At 60.8% G+C, this 19,646-nt stretch carries 16 protein-coding genes; 12 read left to right on the top strand and 4 right to left on the bottom strand.

Features of this window, described 5'->3' with window-relative positions:
- The first annotated feature begins 14 nt into the window (after window positions 1-14).
- From T8A63_RS17760 to T8A63_RS17745, 4 genes are all read left to right on the top strand, one after another.
- Window positions 15-1,499: an NAD-dependent succinate-semialdehyde dehydrogenase gene (locus T8A63_RS17760; RefSeq protein ID WP_322344596.1), complete on the top strand. Its 1,485-nt coding sequence runs from the start codon at window positions 15-17 to the stop codon at window positions 1,497-1,499.
- A 47-nt stretch (window positions 1,500-1,546) separates the two neighbouring features.
- Window positions 1,547-2,917, top strand: a complete 1,371-nt coding sequence (locus T8A63_RS17755; protein WP_322344595.1) for an aspartate aminotransferase family protein — start codon at window positions 1,547-1,549, stop codon at window positions 2,915-2,917.
- A gap of 286 nt (window positions 2,918-3,203) precedes the next feature.
- Window positions 3,204-4,175: a response regulator gene (locus T8A63_RS17750; RefSeq protein ID WP_322344594.1), complete on the top strand. Its 972-nt coding sequence runs from the start codon at window positions 3,204-3,206 to the stop codon at window positions 4,173-4,175.
- Window positions 4,172-4,531: an Hpt domain-containing protein gene (locus tag T8A63_RS17745; protein WP_067940935.1), complete on the top strand. Its 360-nt coding sequence runs from the start codon at window positions 4,172-4,174 to the stop codon at window positions 4,529-4,531. The genes T8A63_RS17750 and T8A63_RS17745 overlap by 4 nt, the downstream gene beginning before the upstream one ends.
- A 90-nt stretch (window positions 4,532-4,621) precedes the next feature.
- Here the strand turns inward: T8A63_RS17745 and T8A63_RS17740 are convergent, their stop codons facing one another.
- The 3 genes from T8A63_RS17740 to T8A63_RS17730 all read right to left on the bottom strand — a co-directional run bounded on the left by T8A63_RS17740 (window position 4,622) and on the right by T8A63_RS17730 (window position 9,997).
- Entirely contained in the window at window positions 4,622-4,993 is a 372-nt protein-coding gene (locus T8A63_RS17740) for a response regulator (RefSeq protein WP_322344593.1), read from the bottom strand.
- A 12-nt stretch (window positions 4,994-5,005) separates the two neighbouring features.
- Window positions 5,006-6,658, bottom strand: coding sequence for a PAS domain-containing sensor histidine kinase (locus T8A63_RS17735; protein ID WP_322344592.1), 1,653 nt, complete (start codon window positions 6,656-6,658; stop codon window positions 5,006-5,008).
- A gap of 138 nt (window positions 6,659-6,796) precedes the next feature.
- Complete coding sequence (locus T8A63_RS17730; protein ID WP_322344591.1) at window positions 6,797-9,997, bottom strand: CHASE domain-containing protein; 3,201 nt, start codon at window positions 9,995-9,997, stop codon at window positions 6,797-6,799.
- A gap of 277 nt (window positions 9,998-10,274) precedes the next feature.
- Here T8A63_RS17730 and T8A63_RS17725 point away from each other — a divergent pair, with 277 nt between their 5' ends.
- A complete protein-coding gene (locus tag T8A63_RS17725) occupies window positions 10,275-11,888 on the top strand; it encodes a GMC family oxidoreductase (RefSeq protein ID WP_322344590.1) in 1,614 nt (537 codons plus the stop codon).
- A gap of 3 nt (window positions 11,889-11,891) precedes the next feature.
- The gene (locus tag T8A63_RS17720; protein WP_322344589.1) at window positions 11,892-12,857 is read left to right on the top strand and encodes a nitronate monooxygenase; all 966 of its coding nucleotides are present in this window, start codon (window positions 11,892-11,894) and stop codon (window positions 12,855-12,857) included.
- 20 nt (window positions 12,858-12,877) lie between these two features.
- Here the strand turns inward: T8A63_RS17720 and T8A63_RS17715 are convergent, their stop codons facing one another.
- The gene (locus T8A63_RS17715) at window positions 12,878-13,741 is read right to left on the bottom strand and encodes an LOG family protein (protein WP_067622333.1); all 864 of its coding nucleotides are present in this window, start codon (window positions 13,739-13,741) and stop codon (window positions 12,878-12,880) included.
- Between the two features lie 172 nt (window positions 13,742-13,913).
- Between T8A63_RS17715 and dapD the strand changes: the two genes are divergently transcribed.
- The 6 genes from dapD (at window position 13,914) to rnr (ending at window position 19,592) form a co-directional block, all read left to right on the top strand.
- The gene (gene dapD / locus T8A63_RS17710; RefSeq protein ID WP_067622330.1) at window positions 13,914-14,741 is read left to right on the top strand and encodes a 2,3,4,5-tetrahydropyridine-2,6-dicarboxylate N-succinyltransferase; all 828 of its coding nucleotides are present in this window, start codon (window positions 13,914-13,916) and stop codon (window positions 14,739-14,741) included.
- 56 nt (window positions 14,742-14,797) lie between these two features.
- Window positions 14,798-15,052: a GlsB/YeaQ/YmgE family stress response membrane protein gene (locus tag T8A63_RS17705; RefSeq protein WP_067622328.1), complete on the top strand. Its 255-nt coding sequence runs from the start codon at window positions 14,798-14,800 to the stop codon at window positions 15,050-15,052.
- Between the two features lie 88 nt (window positions 15,053-15,140).
- Window positions 15,141-15,479 carry a hypothetical protein gene (locus tag T8A63_RS17700; RefSeq protein ID WP_067622327.1) on the top strand — a complete coding sequence of 113 codons (339 nt, stop codon included), beginning with the start codon at window positions 15,141-15,143 and terminating at the stop codon, window positions 15,477-15,479.
- 101 nt (window positions 15,480-15,580) lie between these two features.
- Entirely contained in the window at window positions 15,581-16,726 is a 1,146-nt protein-coding gene (gene dapE / locus T8A63_RS17695; RefSeq protein WP_322344588.1) for a succinyl-diaminopimelate desuccinylase, read from the top strand.
- Window positions 16,723-17,292 (top strand): TIGR04282 family arsenosugar biosynthesis glycosyltransferase, encoded by a 570-nt coding sequence (locus T8A63_RS17690; protein WP_322344587.1) that lies wholly within the window; start codon window positions 16,723-16,725, stop codon window positions 17,290-17,292. Before dapE ends, T8A63_RS17690 begins: the two co-directional genes overlap by 4 nt.
- A gap of 32 nt (window positions 17,293-17,324) precedes the next feature.
- Window positions 17,325-19,592, top strand: coding sequence for a ribonuclease R (gene rnr / locus T8A63_RS17685; protein ID WP_300050371.1), 2,268 nt, complete (start codon window positions 17,325-17,327; stop codon window positions 19,590-19,592).
- Window positions 19,593-19,646 lie beyond the last annotated feature (54 nt).

The raw sequence follows: 19,646 nt of genomic DNA, 5'->3' as shown, positions 1-19,646 counted from the left end.
CAAGGAGGTGCCCGATGACCAAGATGAGCCCAACCCCCGCCGATGGTCTGCCCGCGCTGACCCGGGGCGAGCTGGCCCGCCATTTCGCCTATGTCGGCGGCGCATGGGTTGCTGGCGCGCAGAGCGACGACTTTAAGGTGACTGACCCGGCAAGCGGTGCGGTCTTGGGGTCGGTTGCCAAGCTTAACGCCGACGACAGCCGCGCCGCGGTGGATGCCGCCCATGCCGCCTTTCCCCATTGGGCCGGGCTGTTGCCGCAAGAGCGTGGCGCCATCCTGCGCCGCTGGCGCGATCTGATGCTGGAAAACCGCGAGGATCTGGCGCGGATCATGACCGCCGAACAGGGCAAACCCATCTCGGAATCGCGCGGAGAGATCGACTATGCCGCGTCTTTCTTTGAGTTCTACTCCGAAGAGGCGCGCCGCCCCAACATCGAAGGCGTCACCTCGCATCTGCCGGATGCAGAGGTGGAAATCTGGCGCGAGCCGGTGGGCGTGGCCGCACTGATCACCCCGTGGAACTTCCCCTCTGCCATGCTGACCCGCAAGGCAGGTGCGGCGCTGGCGGCAGGCTGCACCGTGGTGGCGCACCCGTCGGCAGAGACGCCATTCTCGGCGCTGGCACTGGCCGAATTGGGCGAACAGGCGGGGCTGCCCAAAGGCGTGTTCAACGTCGTCACTGGCGAAGCGCCGGAGATCGTGAAGCCCTGGATGGAGGACAACCGCGTGCGGGCCATCTCCTTCACCGGGTCTACCGAGATCGGCAAGCTCCTGTATCGTCAGGCATCCGACAGTGTGAAACGCTTGGTGCTGGAACTCGGCGGCCATGCGCCTTTCATCATGTTCGATGATGCCGATATGGACCGCGCGGTCGAAGAGGCGATCAAGGCCAAGTTCGCCACCTCCGGTCAGGACTGCCTCGGTGCCAACCGCTTCTTTATTGCCCGCGACAGCTATGCGACCTTCTGCGCGCGATTCACCGCAGCGACGCAGGCGCTGACCGTGGGCGTCGGCGCGGATGATCCCGACATCGGGCCGTTGATGAACGAGAAAGCCGTCGCCAAACAAGAAGAGCACGTCAAAGATGCGCTTGACCGTGGGGCGCGGCTGCTTTGTGGTGGCAAGCGTCACGCCATGGGACCGCTGTTCTTTGAGCCGACAGTGCTGGCGGATGTGCCTGCGGACGCGCTGATCATGCGCGAGGAAACCTTTGGCCCCGTGGCCGCCATCGCGGCCTTCGACAGTGAGGATGAGGCGATCACACGGGCCAATGACACGGAATACGGGCTGGTGGCCTATGTCCACAGCCAAGACCCACGCCGCATCTACCGCGCCAGCCGGGCGCTGTGTTTCGGCATGGTGGCGGTGAACCGCACCAAGGTGACCGGCGCGCCGATCCCCTTTGGCGGGACAAAACAATCGGGCATCGGACGCGAAGGGTCGCGGCTGGGACTCGAAGCCTTTACGGAAGTGAAATACGTCTGCCGTGACTGGGCCTGAGATTTGAAGATACGGCGCAAAGGCGCGTCGGAAGAAAGGAAAGACCAATGCTGAAGAACGATATGCTCGAACAATGGGACCGTGAAAATTTCTTTCACCCCTCCACCCATCTGGCGCAGCACGCGCGCGGCGAAAGCCCGACACGGGTGATCAAGACCGCCAAAGGCAGCCATATCACGGACCGCGACGGCAACCAGATGCTCGACGCTTTTGCCGGTCTCTACTGCGTGAACGTGGGCTACGGCCGGACCGAGATCGCCGAGGCGATTGCCGAGCAGGCGCATGAACTGGCCTATTACCACTCCTACGTCGGCCATGGCACCGAGGCGAGCATCACCCTGTCCAAGATGATCCTCGACCGCGCGCCGGAGGGGATGAGCAAGGTTTATTTCGGCCTTGGCGGGTCGGACGCGAATGAGACGAACGTCAAGCTGATCTGGTATTACAACAACATCCTTGGCCGTCCTGAGAAGAAGAAGATCATCTCGCGCTGGCGCGGCTATCACGGCTCGGGTCTGGTGACGGGCTCGCTGACTGGGCTGGAGCTGTTCCACAAGAAATTCGACCTGCCGCTGGCGCAGGTGGTGCACACCGATGCGCCCTATTACTACCGCCGCCCCGACGCCAACATGAGCGAAGCAGAGTTCACCGCGCATCTGGTGGGCGAATTGGAAGCGCTGATCGAACGCGAGGGCCCCGACACCATCGCAGCCTTCATCGGTGAGCCGGTTCTGGGCACCGGGGGCATCGTGCCGCCGCCCGAAGGCTATTGGGCTGCCGTGCAGGAAGTGCTGAACAAACACGACATCCTGCTGGTCGCGGATGAGGTTGTCACCGGCTTTGGCCGTCTGGGCAGCATGTTCGGCTCGGATCACTACGGCATGAAGCCGGACCTGATCACCATCGCCAAGGGTCTGACCTCAGCCTATGCACCGCTGTCGGGCTCTATCGTCGGCGACAAAATGTGGAAAGTGCTGGAGCAGGGCACCGATGAAAACGGCCCCATCGGCCACGGCTGGACCTATTCGGCCCACCCCATCGGCGCGGCTGCGGGGATCGCGAACCTCAAGCTGATCGACGATCTGAAACTGATCGAGAATGCCTCGGACGTGGGCGGTTATCTTAATGCGCAGATGAAGGCGGCGTTGGGGGATCACCCCAAAGTGGGCGATATTCGCGGCGAAGGGATGCTCTGCGCCGTGGAATTGGTCGAAGACCGCGATGGCCGCACGCAGTTTGATCCGGCGCGCAAAGTGGTGCCGACCATCGTCGGCGATATGCTCAAGGCCGGGGTCATTGCCCGCGCCATGCCCCAAGGCGACATCATCGGCTTTGCGCCGCCCTTCTGCCTGACCCGCGAAGAAGCGGATAAGGTCGTGGGCGCCACCGCCGAGGCGATCAAGGCAAGCTTGGGCTAAGACCCAAGGGGATGAGGATAGAGCGGCCCGGCGGAAACGTCGGGCCGTTTGCGTTGAGGGGAATCACCCTTGGACGCGAAGTGGCGAGTCGTCCGATCAAAAATGAAAATGCGGTAAAGATGGCCGTTTTTCGGGTCTAATTCCCTCGATATGGAAACAGTGCCCCGGTTTGTCGCCTATTTACTAAGAATTCGTCAAAATTAGGCCACAGTTCCCAGAGAAATTAGGACAAAGCAGCGGTCCGTCCAGTTTGGGCCCCAAAGATTTTGATCTGTGGAGAGATGTAATGAAAATTCTGGCGGTGGATGACGACCCGATTATCCTCGAATTGCTCGGGCAATTTGTAGAGATTATCGGTGCGCATGAACTGACGACCGCCCCATCGGCTCTGCATGCGATTGATATGTTAGGCGATCCGAACCTAGGGCCGATTGATTGCTTCATGCTTGATATTCAGATGCCGGGCATGGACGGGATCGAACTGGCGCAGCACATTCGCAACTCGGCGCGCCATGCCGATACGCCAATTTTGATGCTCACCGCGATGTCCGACAAACGCTATATCGACGCGGCCTTTGCCGCCGGGGCAACCGACTATGTGACCAAGCCTTTTGAGATTGCCGAGCTGAAATCTCGCATCGGGCTGGTCGAAGGCATGGTGAAAGAGCGTCAGCAGCGGACCAAGAAGATTTTCGCCGCCAAGACCATCGCCGATCAGGCCACCCATATGGAGTTGTTCGAGCCGGTCCCGATCTATGACGTGGACAATGTGATCGACTACACCGCGATGGAAAACTACGTCGCACAGCTGTCGCGCAGCGCGCTTTTCGGCTCCACCGCCTTTGCCTTTACCATCCGCGAGGTTGACGCCTTCCACGCGACGATGACCTCTTTCGAGTTCTATAGCCTTGTGTCCGATGTGGCCGAGATCCTGTCTGATACGCTTGTCGACCATCAGGTGCTCATGTCCTACGCGGGCAATGGCACTTTCGTGTGCGTTACGGAAAGCGGTTGGCGTCCGAATATGGGCGGTTTGATGGATGCGGTTAACTTGGAGTTGTCTCAAACCGAATTGTTCGACAATAATGGCGAACGTGTTCACCCGCGTGTCAGCGCGGGGGAGGCCGTGCGGCTGATCTGGAAGAGCGGCAATTCCGTCATGGATGCGCTGGCGCAGGCTCATGCAAGCGCAGAAGCCGCCAGTGAGGCACATACGAAATCGCTCAATGACTTTTGGCAGAATGATCAACAGGCATGACTAAAATGTTAGCTGAACTTCCCGGCATAGAGCGCATTCGCAAGCGCTTTGTCGAAATGCTGGACGAGCGCCAGACGCTGATCGCAACCCATGGCTTGGCCGCTTGGGACGGGACGACCGTGGATGAGATCAAAGGCAATCTGGCCAGCGCGCAGGCCATTCTGCACCAGATCGCAGGCAGCGCCGGGTCGCTCGGCTTTGAAGAGCTTGGCCGGCTGGCGCGTCAGTGCGAAACCCAAATCGTCGAGCATCTCGCCGGACCTCGCGCTGAACGCGCGGATTGCCCGATCGAGATCATCTCGGAACTGGATGGTTTCGTCGCGCATTGCAGGCAGCAGATCGACGCCCAAGCCTAAGGGCACGGTGGCCGTGCTTTGCGCCGACCCCATTCCTACAGACAATTTATCTAAAAGCTGCCCAATAGGGCAGGCCAAGTGGTCGCTGGCCTAGTTGGCCCGCATCGCCGCCTTGACCTGATCCGCGAGAGCGATGGGGTCGAAGGGTTTGCTGATCACGTCAGCGGCCCCTAAATCGCGCAGCTCTTCGATCTCGTTATGCTGGGCGCGGGCGGTCATGAAGATCGCCGGAACGTCACGCAGGCTATCCATTTCGCGCATCTTCTCAAGGGTCTGGCGACCGGTCATGCCGGGCATCATCATATCGAGCAGGATCACATCGGGCGTATAGGACTGAACCTGATTCAGCGCCGCTTCCCCGGTCTCGCATTGGACGACGTCGAAATCGCCGCTTAGCTCAAGCGCCATCAGCGCGATTTCACGAATATCGGCGTCATCCTCGACGTGCAGCAGTTTGATCATTCCATACTCTCTCTAGGAGGCTTCGCGCAGCAACGCAGCCGGTTCCTCTGCCGCTACCTGAGAATTTTTCTTCGGCAGGGTAAAGTAAAATGTCGTACCAAATCCCTCGCGGCTGTCAAAACCTATTTTACCGCCAAGATTCTCGACGATGGCTTTGCAGACGCTGAGGCCCAGCCCGGTGCCGCCATTGTCGGCCCGGTTGGAGTTGGACAGATCGGCAAACCGCTGGAACACCTTGTGCTGCTCAGAGGCCGGGATACCCGGGCCGCGGTCCGCCACAGAGATGCGCAATTCGTTCTCATTCTCTTCGGCGCGAATGGTAACGCGCTCTCCGGGTTTGGAGAATTTGGACGCATTGGATAAGAAGTTCGTCAGCACCTGAATGACCCGGTTCGGATCTGTGGTCACTTTGTTCAGGTCATCCGTGCCTTCTACCTGAATGCGCACGCCGTGGCGCTGCTCAAGCGAGGCGTTCGCGGCGCTGGTCTCATGCAGAAGTTCTGCGATATCAACCTCTTCAAGGTTGAACTCCAGCCGCCCGTTCGCGATCTTTTCCAGATCGAGGATGTCATTGATGATCAGCACAAGCCGGTCGGCATTGCGGTGGGAGATTTCTAGCAACGCCCGCGCTTTGCTCGGCAATTCACCCGCCGCCCGCGACAAAAGCAGCCCCATAGAGCCTTTGATCGAGGTCAGGGGCGAGCGCAGTTCATGGCTGACCATTGAGATGAATTCCGATTTCATCCGCTCTTCGCTGATGATATCTGAAACGTCGTGCAACATGACCAGGAACCGCCCTGCCGCGCCGCCGGTGGGCAGAAGTTTGATGGTGACTTGGAAATGATTGCCAAACAGTTGCGTGTCGAACTGCGTCATCGCCTTGCCCGACTTTTTCAGATCTCGGCAGGCCTCAAGAAGGGCTGGATTGTCGCTTTTCTCTGCCAAGGTTTCGAGCGTTTGCTCGGTATAGGTGTCGGTACACCAGCCGCTTCGGCTCATGGCGACGCGGTTCATATAGCTGAAACGCTCGGTCTCGGCATCGACGATCCAAATGTCATCGCGCAGTTCATAGAGCGTTTCCGCTGTGTCGCGTTCGGCCAGAAGTTCCTTGGCGTGGGTCACATCGGTACGGGCTGAGATCGACCCGGACCATGCCCCTTTGTTGTCGAAAAGGGGCATCACGGTGCATTGCGTCTGTATCACCCGACCATCGGCGCAGCGCAGCGGGGTCTCTCCCTGCCATGTTTTGCCGGCCATCAGGGTGGCGCGTATCTCCGCCAGAAGTTCGCGAAACTCATCTTGGTACAGCATCGACACAGGCTGGCCGATCAATTGATCGCGGGTATAGCCCGTCAGTTCGATGAACCGATCATTAACCTGTTCCAGCATTCCGCCGGTATCGACGATATTCACAATGGCGTGGCTATCAAATGCCCTAAGCCTTTGTTCCATATCGGAACGATCAGCACCCCTCTCTGGGCTTGATCTGAGCGCGTTCGCGGCGAAGGGTGTTAGCCCCGCCAGAATGATCGCGCCGACGACGGGGATAACCTCCCCCGTTTGACCCGCGAAAAGTGCGGATGTTGCGGTGTACCAACTGCCGGAAATGGCAGTGCCCAGAAAAAATGTGGCGGCGGTACGCTTGGTAAATGGCTTTGAAGACACTCGTAATTCCTCGCCCCGAAGCGGACATGCTCGAACTATAGCATGACATGTGCGTTGTAATTTAAACAAAATGCCAGAGCATATTGGCAATAATATGGCGTGTCGCACTTTAGCGTCACTTCGCCGTGGTGCGACAGGTTAAGATGCGCGTGCGGTTGTTCCCGTAATTGAGTTGACCACCGAGCTGATCCCGCTCCGTGATTTGACAAGGTTGATCCCGACGCGGGGATCGGGCTCTCGGTTGTTGTCGGCGGATAGGCTGATGATCTTGGCCTCTGGGTGCAGACGGATGATATCCTCCAACAAAGAGCGGGCATCGCCGTCAGGCAGGGACCAATCAAGGATCACCACATCAAGCTCTTCTTGGCCGATCAACTTCTGCGCTTGGGCGAGGTTGGTGACATTGGTCACCTCTGCCACGCTGTCCAAACCGGTGCGGATCACCTCTGCAAAGTCTATATCGTCTTCGATATGCAGCACGCGCAGCTTCGTGTCCCGCTCCCCGACTTCCGCGTCGGGGGCGGCGGGCGATTGCACGGTTTCGGCCTCGGCGATGGGGCAGGTGAACCAAAAGACGGTGACGCCTTTCGGGATGCTTTCGAATCCGATGGTACCGCCCTGACGTTTGATGATCTGCCGGGTGATGTTCAGCCCCAGCCCGGTGCCGCCCTTGGCACGGGTGTCGGACCCATCGGCCTGAGAGAACGCCTGAAAGATGCGCGGGCGGAAGTTTTCCGGCACGCCGGGGCCGGTGTTCTGGATAAAGACAATCGCCCGGTCCCCCAGCCGCTCGGCGCGAATTTGCACCTCACTCTCGGCATCGGAATATTTGCAGGCGTTTGAGATAAGATTGGCCAAGACCTGCCGCGTGCGGCTTTCATCCACCCGAACCGTCAGCGGTTTGTCGGGCAGTTGCACGCCCAGAATGTTGTTATGAGTGATCGCGAAGGGCGACATTTCGTTGACCGAGTCGCTGATCACCTTGTTCAGATCAACATCGTGGAAATCGAACTGCACCTCGCCCGACGAAATCTTTTCGAGGTCCAGAATATCGTTCACGATATGCGACAGCCGGTCGGCATTGCTGCGCGCGATGTCGATCAGCCGGATATGCGCCGGGAGGAAGCGGCTGTTGTCCGTGGTGTCGATCAGACCCAAGGCCCCTTTGATCGAGGTCAGCGGCGTGCGCAGCTCATGGCTGACCGTCGAGACGAATTCGCTCTTGATCTGCTCAAGCTTCTTTTGGTCGGTGATGTCGTTGATCTGAACGATAAAGACATGGCCGCGCGTGTTCTTGTCAAAGGTCCACGAGACGTTGAACAGGCCCCAGCGTTCATAGCCCAGCTTGTGAGTAATGCGGTATTCGGCCTGATAGTTTTGTGAACTGCGCGAATCGACGAGCCCGCGAACCTCACCATAGAGCTTTTGCAAATCGCCTTCGGGCATCAGATCGCCCAGTTTGGTATTCGACAGCAGTTCTTCTTCGCTATAGCCGCAGAGCGTGCAAAGCGCGCTGTTGACGCTGTTGAACACGCCCCCTTCGCCCAGGATCGCCATGCCCACGGGGGCCGCTGCCAGCACCTGCCGAAACCGCCGCTCGCTGGTTTCAAGCGCGTTGCGGGCATGGACGATGTCGGTCACATCGGTCTGGGTGCCGACCATCCGCAAGGCAGTGCCGTTTTCATCGCGTTCGGTCACCACCGCGTCCGAGCGCATCCAGCGCCATTCCCCGGTGCCAATCTTGAGCCGGTATTCGGTGACGGAACGTTGTTGCTGCCCCGAGATGCAGGCCTGATCGGTCTGGTTCAGCAGCGGCAGGTCTTCGGTATGGACACGTTTGAGGAATTCGGCCTGCGGATCGGTCAACCGCTCGAAATCGGCCATCCCCAGAATGCGCCGCCATGTGTCGGACACCTCGGATTTCCCGGTACGCAGGTCGATGTCGAAAACGCCGATCTGCGCGCCTTCGAGGGCGAGGTCATAGAGCGCTTTGTTCTTCGCCAGTTCATCCTGCACCGCAAGTTCCGAGGTCAGATCGCGCACGATTGCCGTCACGCGCCGCTCGCCGGTGTAGGTGGTCCAACTGTTGCGTTGTAGATCAAGCTTCAAGTCTTGGCCAAAGCAGGTCTTGCCTGCCGCGTTGACCTGCTCGTGGTCATGGTCTTCGATCAAGTCGGTGACGAGATTGCGGAAATCCATCCCCTTGAGCGCTTCATGCCCATAGCCAAAGCAGACCAGTGCCGCTTGGTTGGCGAAAAGCACGCGGTCCTCGCCGTCGAGCAAGAAAATAGGCGTCACAGCGTTCTCGATGACGGCGCGGTTTTCCTCGTCATGGGCGTCGATCTGACGTTCGCGCAGCACGGCAAGCTCGCCCAGGGCCGCGCTGCGCTGGCGCAGGCTGCGGAAGGCGACGAAGAAAAGGATCGCCAGCAATATGCCGGAAATCAACAGGATCTCCGGCACGGCACTGTGCGTGGCGCTGTCGAAACTGATCGTGCTGACATGGACCACAGTCCAAGGGCGGCCAAAGCGTTCGATCGTTTGGGTAATGCTGTGATGCCCGCTTTCGACACCTTCGGGCGTGCTGTCGAAAATCCGGTTCTCCGGGGCGGTGGTCAGCCCATCGAAGACTTTGATTTCATAGGCCTCCCCCTGAGCCGGGGTCAGCGCGTTCAGCAGGTTTGCACCGACAAAGGGCGCATAGACCCAACCGATAAAGCCTGCCGTATCCTGCGCCGGACGGTTGCCGGCGGCATAGACTGGACGCAGCAACAGAAAACCGGGCTGACGGGATTTGTCCTGCACCAGCAGAATGCGCGGTGTCAGTTGCGGCTCTCTGGTCTCGCGGGCCCGCAGGGCGGCGCGGCGGCGGTCCTCGTTAAAGCTGATATCAAGGCCCACGGCCTCTGCATTCGGCCCTTGGGGGTAGATATATTGGATCACCATCTTCTCGGCGTTGCCGGTGTTGGGGTGGATCCGGAAATCTTCTATCCCGAGGGCGGTTACCTCTTCGATGAAAGCCTCTTCGGTCCCTCGGGCGACCGGGGCGACAAAGCCGATGCCGTTGATGCCGGGCAGGAAGGTGTCGATCTCCAGCGTATCGACGTAATGCGCGAAATCGCTGGCGGTCACTTCGTCAGAGGCGTTCATGAAGGCGGCGATGCCGTTGAGGCTCTGCAAATAGGTGTGCATCCTCGCGTCGAGGCTTTGCAGGCTTTCCTCGGCGATCCGGTCAAAGGCCCGTTCGGTGGCGAGATCATTGCTGCGATTGCTGTAGAGAAACACCCCAAAGGTGATGGCGAGACATCCGAGAAACAGTATAAATTCGGGTCGCCGCACCAATTATAGCCCTTGTCTCTGGCCACCAGAAGGCGGCGAAATTTTAACCCCAAGGCAAAACCTAACGCATAGGGGCAATATATCCAGTTCGGCCATATTCACCTAAGGGTCGAAAAAATCAACAAACGGATGCGCTGCACGGGCAAAGCGCGGGGAATGTGGCTTTGCGGCAAATGCTGCGGCGGGCGGCGACTTACGGCAGGGATTGTGACCTGTCGCCGGGCGCTCTACCAATGATGCGCCGGGGAGGCGGGCCAGAATATCGGGAGAGATCACCATGAATGACGAGACGCAGCTAGAGGGTCACTATGACTATATCATCGTCGGCGCGGGCACCGCGGGCTGTGTTTTGGCCAACCGTCTCAGCGCTGATCCAGCCAATAACGTCCTGCTGCTTGAGGCCGGGGGGGATGACAACTACCACTGGGTGAAGGTGCCGGTGGGGTATCTCTATTGCATCGGCAATCCGCGCACCGATTGGATGATGAAAACCGCGCCCGAGCCGGGGTTGAACGGGCGCTCTTTGACCTATCCACGCGGCAAGGTGCTGGGCGGCTGTAGCTCCATCAACGGCATGATTTACATGCGTGGGCAGGCGGCGGACTATGACCATTGGCGGCAACTTGGCAACACCGGGTGGAGTTGGGACGATGTGCTGCCCTATTTCCTCAAGTCCGAAGATCACCACGCGGGCGGCAATGACATGCACAGCGCCGGTGGTGAATGGAAGGTCAGCAAACAGCGCCTGCGGTGGGACATTCTGGAGGCCGTGCAGGACGGCGCGCGGGAGTTCGGGATCGAACCGCGTGCCGATTTCAACGATGGCGACAACGAAGGCTCGGGCTTTTTCGAGGTGAACCAACATGGCGGCGTGCGCTGGAACACGGCGCGTGGTTTCTTGCGCCCCGCGATGCAGCGGCCCAACCTGCGGGTGATGACCCATGCCCATACCAATGGGCTGATCCTAGAGGGCAAACGCGTGACCGGCGTGCGCTTTACCCACGAAGGCCGCGCCCTGAGGGCCGTGGCCGAGGGCGAAGTGCTGTTGTCGGCGGGGGCAATCAACTCACCCAAGATCCTCGAACTCTCGGGCATTGGACAAAGCGAGCTTTTGAGTGGCATGGGCATCACCACGCTGCATGAACTGCCCGGCGTGGGGGAAAACCTTCAGGACCATTTGCAGATCCGCACCGTCTATAAAGTTCAAAACACCAAGACGCTCAACACGATGACCCATTCGCTTTGGGGGAAGGGGCGCATGGGGCTGGAATATCTCATGCGGCGCAGCGGCCCATTGGCGATGGCGCCTAGCCAGTTCGGCATGTTCACCAAGTCCGATCCGGCACTTGAGACGCCCGATCTGGAATATCACGTGCAGCCCCTGTCGACGGATAAGCTGGGCGACCCGCTGCACCCGTTCCCGGCGATTACCGTTTCGGTCTGCAACCTGCGGCCCGAGAGTATCGGCTCTTGCCATCTGACCAGCCGCGACAGTGCGGTTCAGCCCGACATACGCCTGAACTATCTTTCCGCCGAGAGCGACAAGCGCGTCGCGGTCGCGGCCATGAAACAGGCGCGGCACATCATGACAGCCAAGGCGCTGCACCCCTATCAGCCCGAGGAAATTCTGCCCGGCCCGGCTGTGCAGAGCGACGAAGACCTGCTCGACAAGGCGCGCGATATTGCCACGACGATTTTCCACCCCGTTGGCACTTGCAAGATGGGCAGTGATCCGATGGCGGTGGTCGATGCCGATCTGCGGGTGCACGGGCTACAGGGGCTCAGAGTGGTGGATGCCTCGATCATGCCCAAGATCGTCTCGGGCAACACGGCTTCGCCGACGGTGATGATCGCCGAAAAGGCCGCTGACGCCATTCTGGCGGGGCGGTAGGGGATGCTGACCACGCGACTGACCAAACGGCTGGGGATCAGCTATCCGATCATCCAAGCGCCCATGGCCTTTGCGGCGGGCGGTCGGCTGGCGGCTGCGGTCTCAAGCGCGGGGGGCTTGGGTATGATCGGCGGTGCTTACGATTCCGGCGAATGGATCGCTGAGCAGCAAGATCTGGCGGGCAACCAATCGGTCGGCTGCGGCTTTATCACTTGGAAACTGCGGGAGCATCCGCAGGCGTTAGAGCAGGTGCTCGCCCGCGATCCGGCGGCGGTCTTTCTGTCTTTTGGCGATCCGGCAGAGTTCGTGCCCGCGATCCAAGCGGCCAAGGTGCCTCTGATCTGTCAGGTGCAAACCCTGCGCGATGCCGCCCATGCGATTGATCTGGGGGCTGAAATCATTGTCGCCCAAGGGGCCGAAGCCGGTGGCCACGGCGAAAAACGCGCGACCTTTACGCTGGTGCCCGAAATCGCGGATCACATCGCCCGCCATGCGCCCGAGGTGCTGCTTTGTGCGGCGGGCGGCGTGGCGGATGGGCGCGGGTTGGCTGCAGCGCTGATGCTCGGGGCCGATGGGGCGGTCGTCGGCTCGCGTTTCTGGGCCTCGGAAGAGGCGCTGGTGCATCCCGCGATGCTTGAGGCCGCGATCAAGGCCAGCGGCGATGACACGCTGCGCAGCACGGTGACCGACATCATGCGCGGCTATGACTGGCCCAAACGCTACACGGGCAGGGTGCTGCGCAATGAGTTTACGGACCGCTGGCATGATGACCCTGCCGGGCTGCGCGCCGCGCTGGCGCAGGAGTTGCCACGTTGGCAGGCGGCGGTGGCAGAGGGCGATGCCCGCACCGCCAACGCCTTTGTCGGAGAGGTCGCAGGGTTGATCGGCGCGGTCAAACCCGCCGCCGATATCCTGCGCGATATTGTCCAAGGGGCCGAAATGGCCTTGGGCCAGACCTTTACCCGGTGACATGGCCGGGCAAAGCCCGATCAGCCATGATCTTCGACCTCTTCCCGGCCCGGCACATGTTCGCGGGCGGGGGCGGTTTCCCAATTCTCGATCACCTCCATCGCCTCATCCGCGCTTTCGACAAAGCGAAACAGGTCGAGGTCTTCGGCAGAGATCGTTCCGGCATCGGCCAGCGCGTCCCAATTGATGATTTTTTCCCAGAACTCGCGCCCAAACAGCAAGAAGGGCACGCGGTTCATGCGGCCGGTCTGGATCAGCGTCAGGGCCTCAAAGAGCTCGTCCATGGTGCCGAAACCACCGGGGAAGACGCAGATCGCGCGGGCGCGCATCAGGAAATGCATCTTGCGGATCGCGAAATAGTGGAAGTTAAAGCAAAGCTCCGGCGTGACATATTCGTTGGGCGCCTGCTCAAACGGCAGAACGATATTCAGGCCGATGGAATGGCCGCCTGCGTCCAACGCGCCACGGTTGCCCGCCTCCATCACACCCGGCCCACCGCCGGTGACGATGACGTTCTCCACGCCGCCGGTCTCCATCGACTTTTCAGTCATCAGCCGGGCAAAGGTGCGCGTCTCGTCATAAAAACGCGACAGATCGGCCAGCGTCTTGGTGCGGGCGGTGTGTTTCTCGGCTGGTGCAGGAATGCGCGCGCCGCCAAAGAGCACGATGGTTGATTGGATGCCGTGGGCATCGAGCAGCAGTTCGGGCTTGAGCAATTCCAGTTGCAGGCGCACCGGGCGCAGCTCATCGCGGCACATGAAGTCATCGTCGGTAAAGGCCAGACGGTAGGCGGGCGCGCGGGTTTGCGGCGTGTCGGGGGCGTCTTGGGCCTTGGCGCGGTCAACATTGGCGCGGCGCAGGGGGTGGCGGTGTTCCTCGGTCATCCTCGGGTCTTTCCTTGGTCTAGGGCTTGGCTCAGGTGGCGCGATGGCCGCTCAGGTCAACATGCATTGTTGATCGCAGAATGACCACGCCCCTCATCGCCCGGCAATTGCACCCTAGGCGGTGCAAGGCTATAGCCCTCAAAAGGCCTTTTCACATTCGGAGACTTGCCCCATGTCCAACGCCCAACTTGAAACCGCCATCGAAGCCGCTTGGGATACCCGCGACCAGATCACATCCGCCACCACCGGCGAGGTGCGCGACGCCATCGAAGAGACGCTGAATGCGCTCGACAGCGGCCAGCTGCGCGTGGCGGAAAAGCAGGACGACGGTCAGTGGCATGTCAATCAGTGGGCCAAAAAGGCCGTGCTGCTGGGCTTCCGCATCAAGGATATGGAACATCAAGAAGGCGGCCCGCAGGGCGCTGGCTGGTGGGACAAGGTCGACAGCAAATTCAAAGGCTGGGGCGATGCCGAATGGAAAGAGGCCGGTTTCCGCGCCGTGCCCAACTGCGTCGTGCGCCGCTCGGCCTATATCGCGCCCGGCGTGGTGCTGATGCCGTCTTTCGTGAACATCGGCGCCTATGTCGACAGCGGCACCATGGTTGATACATGGGCCACCGTCGGCTCCTGCGCGCAGATCGGCAAAAACGTGCACCTCTCGGGCGGCGTCGGCATCGGCGGTGTGTTGGAACCGATGCAGGCAGGCCCGACTATCATCGAAGACAACTGCTTTATCGGGGCGCGGTCGGAAGTCGTCGAAGGCTGCATCGTGCGCGAAGGTTCGGTGCTGGGCATGGGTGTCTTCATCGGCCAGTCGACCAAGATCGTCGACCGCGAAACTGGTGAGATCATGTATGGCGAAGTGCCCGCAGGGTCGGTTGTTGTTGCAGGCACCATGCCATCGAAGAACAACGTGAACCTTTACTGCGCCGTGATCGTGAAACGGGTGGACGCCAAGACCCGCTCCAAAACCTCGATCAACGAGTTGCTGCGCGACTGAGGGAACCAAATGCCCCTTCATAGCGTTGAGACCTGAATTCAAAGGAGATTGACGACATGACGGGTATCGGTTGGTTTGCCGCAATCATCGTGGGTGGCCTTGCAGGCTGGATCGCAGAAAAAATCATGAAATCGGACATGGGTCTGATCATGAACATCATCCTCGGCATCGTTGGTGCCTTGGTCGCGAACTGGCTCTTGATGCTGATCGTTGGCAGCACGCTGGGCGGTTGGTTCGGTCAGTTGGTGGTCGGTATTATCGGTGCCTGCCTGCTGATCTGGGTCACACGGTTGGTCCGCGGCAAGACTTGATTGCCAAGACCTAAGGGCAGGGGCGCGGCCCCTTTCCAAGTCTGAGCGAAAAGGTTAGGGCTGCCGAAAGCAATCGGCGGCCCTTATCATGTCTGAACCCAAGAAAACCAAGAAACCTTCGCGCCAGCAGGTCTTTACCCTTTTGGTTCAGATCGGTCGCAAGGATGGCGATGGCCTGCCCGACAAGGCCACCGGGGCCGCGCTGATGTGTTTCGCCTCTGGTATCGACGAGGCCGAAGCCGTGCGAGAGACCGTGGCGATCCTCAAACAGGCCGACACCAACCCGCTGGACGTGACCGGCTATGGCACGCTGGAAGAGCGCGAGGCCGAGGGCCAAGAGATCGACGGCGAAGAGCGTGAGTTGATGCAGCGCGCACTAGAGGAAAACTCGGTCATCGTCGCCCAAATGACCCCGTTTTTCGACTGACCACGGTCCCACACGGGGAATTGCAGTGCGCCCCCTTGGCATCGGCGCGATTTGCCCACACAAGTTACCGGACAAGCGATAACCCCTGAAAAGGAGCCGATATGTCCGGTCTCGACCCTGTTGATCTCACCGCAAAACTGGTGCGCTGCGCCTCTGTCACCCCCGTTAACGATGGTGCGTTGGAAGTGCTGGAAGAGGTGCTGGGCGCGGCTGGGTTCGACTGCACGCGCGTGGACCGGGGCGGCATTTGCAACCTTTTTGCCCGCTGGGGCAACAAGGGCAACACCAAGTCTTTCGGCTTTAACGGTCACACCGATGTGGTCCCCATCGGGGATGAGGCCGACTGGTCGATTCCCCCTTTCGGAGCCGAGATCAAAGACGGCATCATGTATGGCCGCGGCACCACCGACATGAAATCCGGCGTGGCGGCCTTTGTCGCGGCGGCGGTTGATTTCGTGAAGGACACACCGCCTGATGGCTCCATCGTGCTGGCGATCACCGGGGATGAAGAGGGCGACGCCCTCGACGGGACCACGGCGCTGTTGGATTTTATGGCCGAAAACGGCGAGCGGATGGATGTCTGCCTTGTGGGGGAGCCGACTTGCCCCGAGACCATGGGCGACATGATCAAGATCGGGCGGCGCGGGTCGATGAACGCGCATTTCAAGGTGACGGGCAAACAGGGCCACGCGGCCTATCCGCACCGGGCCAACAACCCGCTGCCTGCGATGATGCGGCTGATGGATCGTTTGGCGAGCCATGAATTGGATCAGGGCAGCGATCATTTTGATCCTTCCACGCTGGCGGTTGTGACGGTCGACACTGGCAACAAGGCCACCAACGTGATCCCGGCGCAGTGTCGTGGCGCGGTGAATATCCGGTTCAATGACCACCATTCAGGCGCAAGCCTCAGCGATTGGCTGCGCGGCGAAGCGGATAAAATCGCAGGGGAATTTGGCCTGCAGGTTGATGTGGAGATCAAGATTTCCGGCGAGAGCTTTATCACCCCGCCGGGCGCTCTGTCCGATCTGGTTGCGGGCGCGGTGGAGGCGGAGACGGGCGTGCAGCCCGAGCTTTCTACCACCGGCGGCACTTCGGATGCGCGTTTCGTCAAAGCGCATTGCCCGGTGGTCGAGTTCGGTCTGGTCGGCCAGTCCATGCACCAAGTCGATGAACATGTGCGGGTTGAACATATCGAACAGCTCAAATCCATCTACAGCCGCGTGCTGCGGAATTATTTCACGTGAAACCAACGCTCATCGTTATGGTAAAAGAACCGCATCCCGGTCGGGTGAAAACCCGGCTGGGCCGTGACCTCGGCATGGTGGGCGCGGCATGGTGGTTTCGCCACCAGACGCGCCGCCTGCTGCGCCGCATCGAAGATCCGCGTTGGCAGGTGGTACTGGCTGTCGCGCCGGATGTCGAAGGGCTGCAAAGCCGGGTTTGGTCCGCGCATTTGCCCCGCTGGCCGCAGGGCAGGGGCAATCTGGGCGACCGCATGGCACGGATGCTACGCGCCGCACCCGGCCCGGCCTGTGTGATCGGGGCGGATATTCCGGGCATCAACCGCAAGGAACTTGCGCGGGCCTTCGACGCGCTCGGACGACATGACGCGGTCTTTGGCCCCGCGCCCGATGGGGGCTATTGGCTGGTGGGGTTGAAACACCCCCGCCGCGCACCGCCCAGCCTTTTCGACGCTGTGCGCTGGTCCGGCCCTTACGCGCTGGCCGACAGCCGTGCGACCCTGCCGGGCTACCGCATCGCCGAAGTCTCAACCCTGCGCGACGTGGACGAAATTCACGATTTGCCATGACGACAGGGGGGCTGCGTGCTACCTGCTGAGGTATGAGCAAGATACCCAGCAAATCCGAGATCCTCGACTGGATCGAACAGAACCCCACGCTGACGGCCAAGCGCGACATCGCCAAAGCCTTTGGCATCAAAGGTGCGGCGCGGATCGATCTGAAGCGCGTACTGAAAGAGCTGGAGGCCGAAGGCCATCTGGAGAAGCGCAAGCGCAGCTATCAAGACCCGGATCGCTTGCCGCCGGTCTCGGTGCTGTTGGTCACGGGGCCGGACAAGGATGGCGATCTGTTTGCCAAGCCGATGGAGTGGCACGGTGAGGGGAAAGAGCCCGTCGTGTTGCTGATCCCGCGCGACAGCGACCCCGCCCTTGGCGAAGGCGACCGCATTCTGGCGCGGCTGACGCTGGTGAAAGGCGAAGACCACCACTATGAGGCGCGGCTGATCCGGCGCATTGGCAGCAACCCGAAAAAGGTGTTGGGCATCTTCCGCAAGGCTGCCGAAGGCGGGCGGATCGTGCCGATCGACAAGGGCGCAGACCGTGAATGGCGCGTCGGGGCAGACCATACCCACGGGGCCAAGGACGGCGAATTGGTCGAGGCCGAGCAGGCCGGACCAAAGGGGCGCATGGGCTCCCCCCGTGCGCGAATTGTCGAGCGGTTGGGCGACCCCTCAGAGCCGCGCGCGGTGTCACTTATCGCGATCCATCAGCACGGCATTCCCGATGATTTCCCCGATAAGGTGATCGAGCAGGCCGATGCAGCGAAACCGCAGGGCCTTAAGGGCCGCGAGGACCTGCGTGATCTGCCATTGGTCACCATCGACCCGTCGGATGCGCGTGACCATGATGACGCCTGCTATGCCCATGCGGATGAGGACCCCAAGAACGAGGGTGGTCATGTCGTCTGGGTCGCCATTGCCGATGTGGCCGCCTATGTCACACCCGGTTCGGCGTTGGATATCGAAGCGCGCAAACGGGGCAACTCCACCTATTTCCCCGACCGCGTTGTGCCGATGCTGCCGGATCGCCTGTCGGGCGATCTGTGCTCATTGCACGAAGGTGTCCCGCGCGCCTGTATCGCCGTGCGTATGGTGCTGGATGCCAAGGGCAACAAGATCGGTCATACGTTCCATCGCGGGCTGATGCGCTCGCCCGCATCCTTGCATTACGAAGAGGTGCAGGACGCCATTGACGGCAACCCCAACGACCGCACCGGCCCGCTGTTGGAGCCTGTGCTGAAACCGCTTTATGCCGCCTACGGCGCACTGAAAACTGCGCGGGCCGAGCGGCAACCGCTTGAGTTGGACCTACCGGAGCGCCGGATTGAGTTGGGCGACGACGGCAAGGTGAAATCGGTCAACTTCCGCGAAAGGCTCGACGCGCATAAGCTGATCGAAGAGTTCATGGTGCTGGCGAATGTCGCTGCCGCCGAGACCTTGCTGAAAAAGAAAACACCGCTGCTGTTTCGCATTCACGAGGAACCCTCACCGGAGAAACTGGAATCCCTGCGCGAAACGGCGCAGGCGGCAGGCTTTACCCTGGCCAAGGGGCAGGTGCTACAAACCGCGCATCTTAACCGGCTGTTGGATCAGGCGGCGGGGACGAATGATGCGGAACTGATCAACCTCAGCACCCTGCGGTCGATGACGCAGGCCTATTACGGGCCCGCGCATATCGGGCACTTTGGCCTCGCCCTGCGGTCTTATGCACATTTTACCTCTCCGATCCGGCGCTATGCCGACCTGATTGTGCACCGCGCCCTGATCACGGCGCATGGCTGGGGCAAGGACGGTTTGACCCCGGAAGAGATCGAAGGGCTGGAACAGACCGGCGCGCATATCTCGGACACCGAGCGGCGCTCGATGGTGGCAGAGCGGGACACGACCGACCGCTACCTCGCTGCCTTTTTGTCGGAGCGTGTGGGCAATGAGTTCACCGGTCGGATCAGCGGCATCGCCCGGTTCGGGGCCTTCGTGAAGCTGGACGAGACTGGCGCGGATGGGCTGGTGCCGATGCGGTCTTTGGGGCGCGAGTATTTCCACCATGATCCAGAGGCGCAGACGCTGATGGGGTCCGATACCGGCATGATCATCGGCATCGGCCAGCGCGTGACCGTGCGCTTGGCCGAGGCGGTCCCGGTGACCGGGGGCATCGCGCTGGAACTGCTTGAGATCGAAGATCAGAAGGTAAAACAAGGCGGGGGCGCTGGTCGGCGCAGCCCGGCGGGGCGCAACCCGCGCGGCAAGGCTGTGAAAGCCAAGCGCAAGAAGGACAAGATCAAGCGCAAAGTGACCCGCACCCGCCGCTGAGACGGCAAACAGGCGGAGCTTCGCGGATGGCCGCGCCCCTCCCTTTCCACCGGG

Origin of the sequence: Sulfitobacter sp. OXR-159, assembly GCF_034377145.1 — a bacterium.
Classification (GTDB): Bacteria; Pseudomonadota; Alphaproteobacteria; order Rhodobacterales; family Rhodobacteraceae; genus Sulfitobacter.
This window is presented reverse-complemented; position numbering and strand designations above follow the sequence as displayed.

Coding starts and splice junctions, on each gene's coding strand:
- T8A63_RS17760 (WP_322344596.1), top strand. CDS start 15: ATGACCAAGATGAGCCCAACCCCCGCCGATGGTCTGCCCGCGCTGACC.
- T8A63_RS17755 (WP_322344595.1), top strand. CDS start 1,547: ATGCTGAAGAACGATATGCTCGAACAATGGGACCGTGAAAATTTCTTT.
- T8A63_RS17750 (WP_322344594.1), top strand. CDS start 3,204: ATGAAAATTCTGGCGGTGGATGACGACCCGATTATCCTCGAATTGCTC.
- T8A63_RS17745 (WP_067940935.1), top strand. CDS start 4,172: ATGACTAAAATGTTAGCTGAACTTCCCGGCATAGAGCGCATTCGCAAG.
- T8A63_RS17740 (WP_322344593.1), bottom strand. CDS start 4,993: ATGATCAAACTGCTGCACGTCGAGGATGACGCCGATATTCGTGAAATC.
- T8A63_RS17725 (WP_322344590.1), top strand. CDS start 10,275: ATGAATGACGAGACGCAGCTAGAGGGTCACTATGACTATATCATCGTC.
- T8A63_RS17720 (WP_322344589.1), top strand. CDS start 11,892: ATGCTGACCACGCGACTGACCAAACGGCTGGGGATCAGCTATCCGATC.
- T8A63_RS17715 (WP_067622333.1), bottom strand. CDS start 13,741: ATGACCGAGGAACACCGCCACCCCCTGCGCCGCGCCAATGTTGACCGC.
- dapD (WP_067622330.1), top strand. CDS start 13,914: ATGTCCAACGCCCAACTTGAAACCGCCATCGAAGCCGCTTGGGATACC.
- T8A63_RS17705 (WP_067622328.1), top strand. CDS start 14,798: ATGACGGGTATCGGTTGGTTTGCCGCAATCATCGTGGGTGGCCTTGCA.
- T8A63_RS17700 (WP_067622327.1), top strand. CDS start 15,141: ATGTCTGAACCCAAGAAAACCAAGAAACCTTCGCGCCAGCAGGTCTTT.
- dapE (WP_322344588.1), top strand. CDS start 15,581: ATGTCCGGTCTCGACCCTGTTGATCTCACCGCAAAACTGGTGCGCTGC.
- rnr (WP_300050371.1), top strand. CDS start 17,325: ATGAGCAAGATACCCAGCAAATCCGAGATCCTCGACTGGATCGAACAG.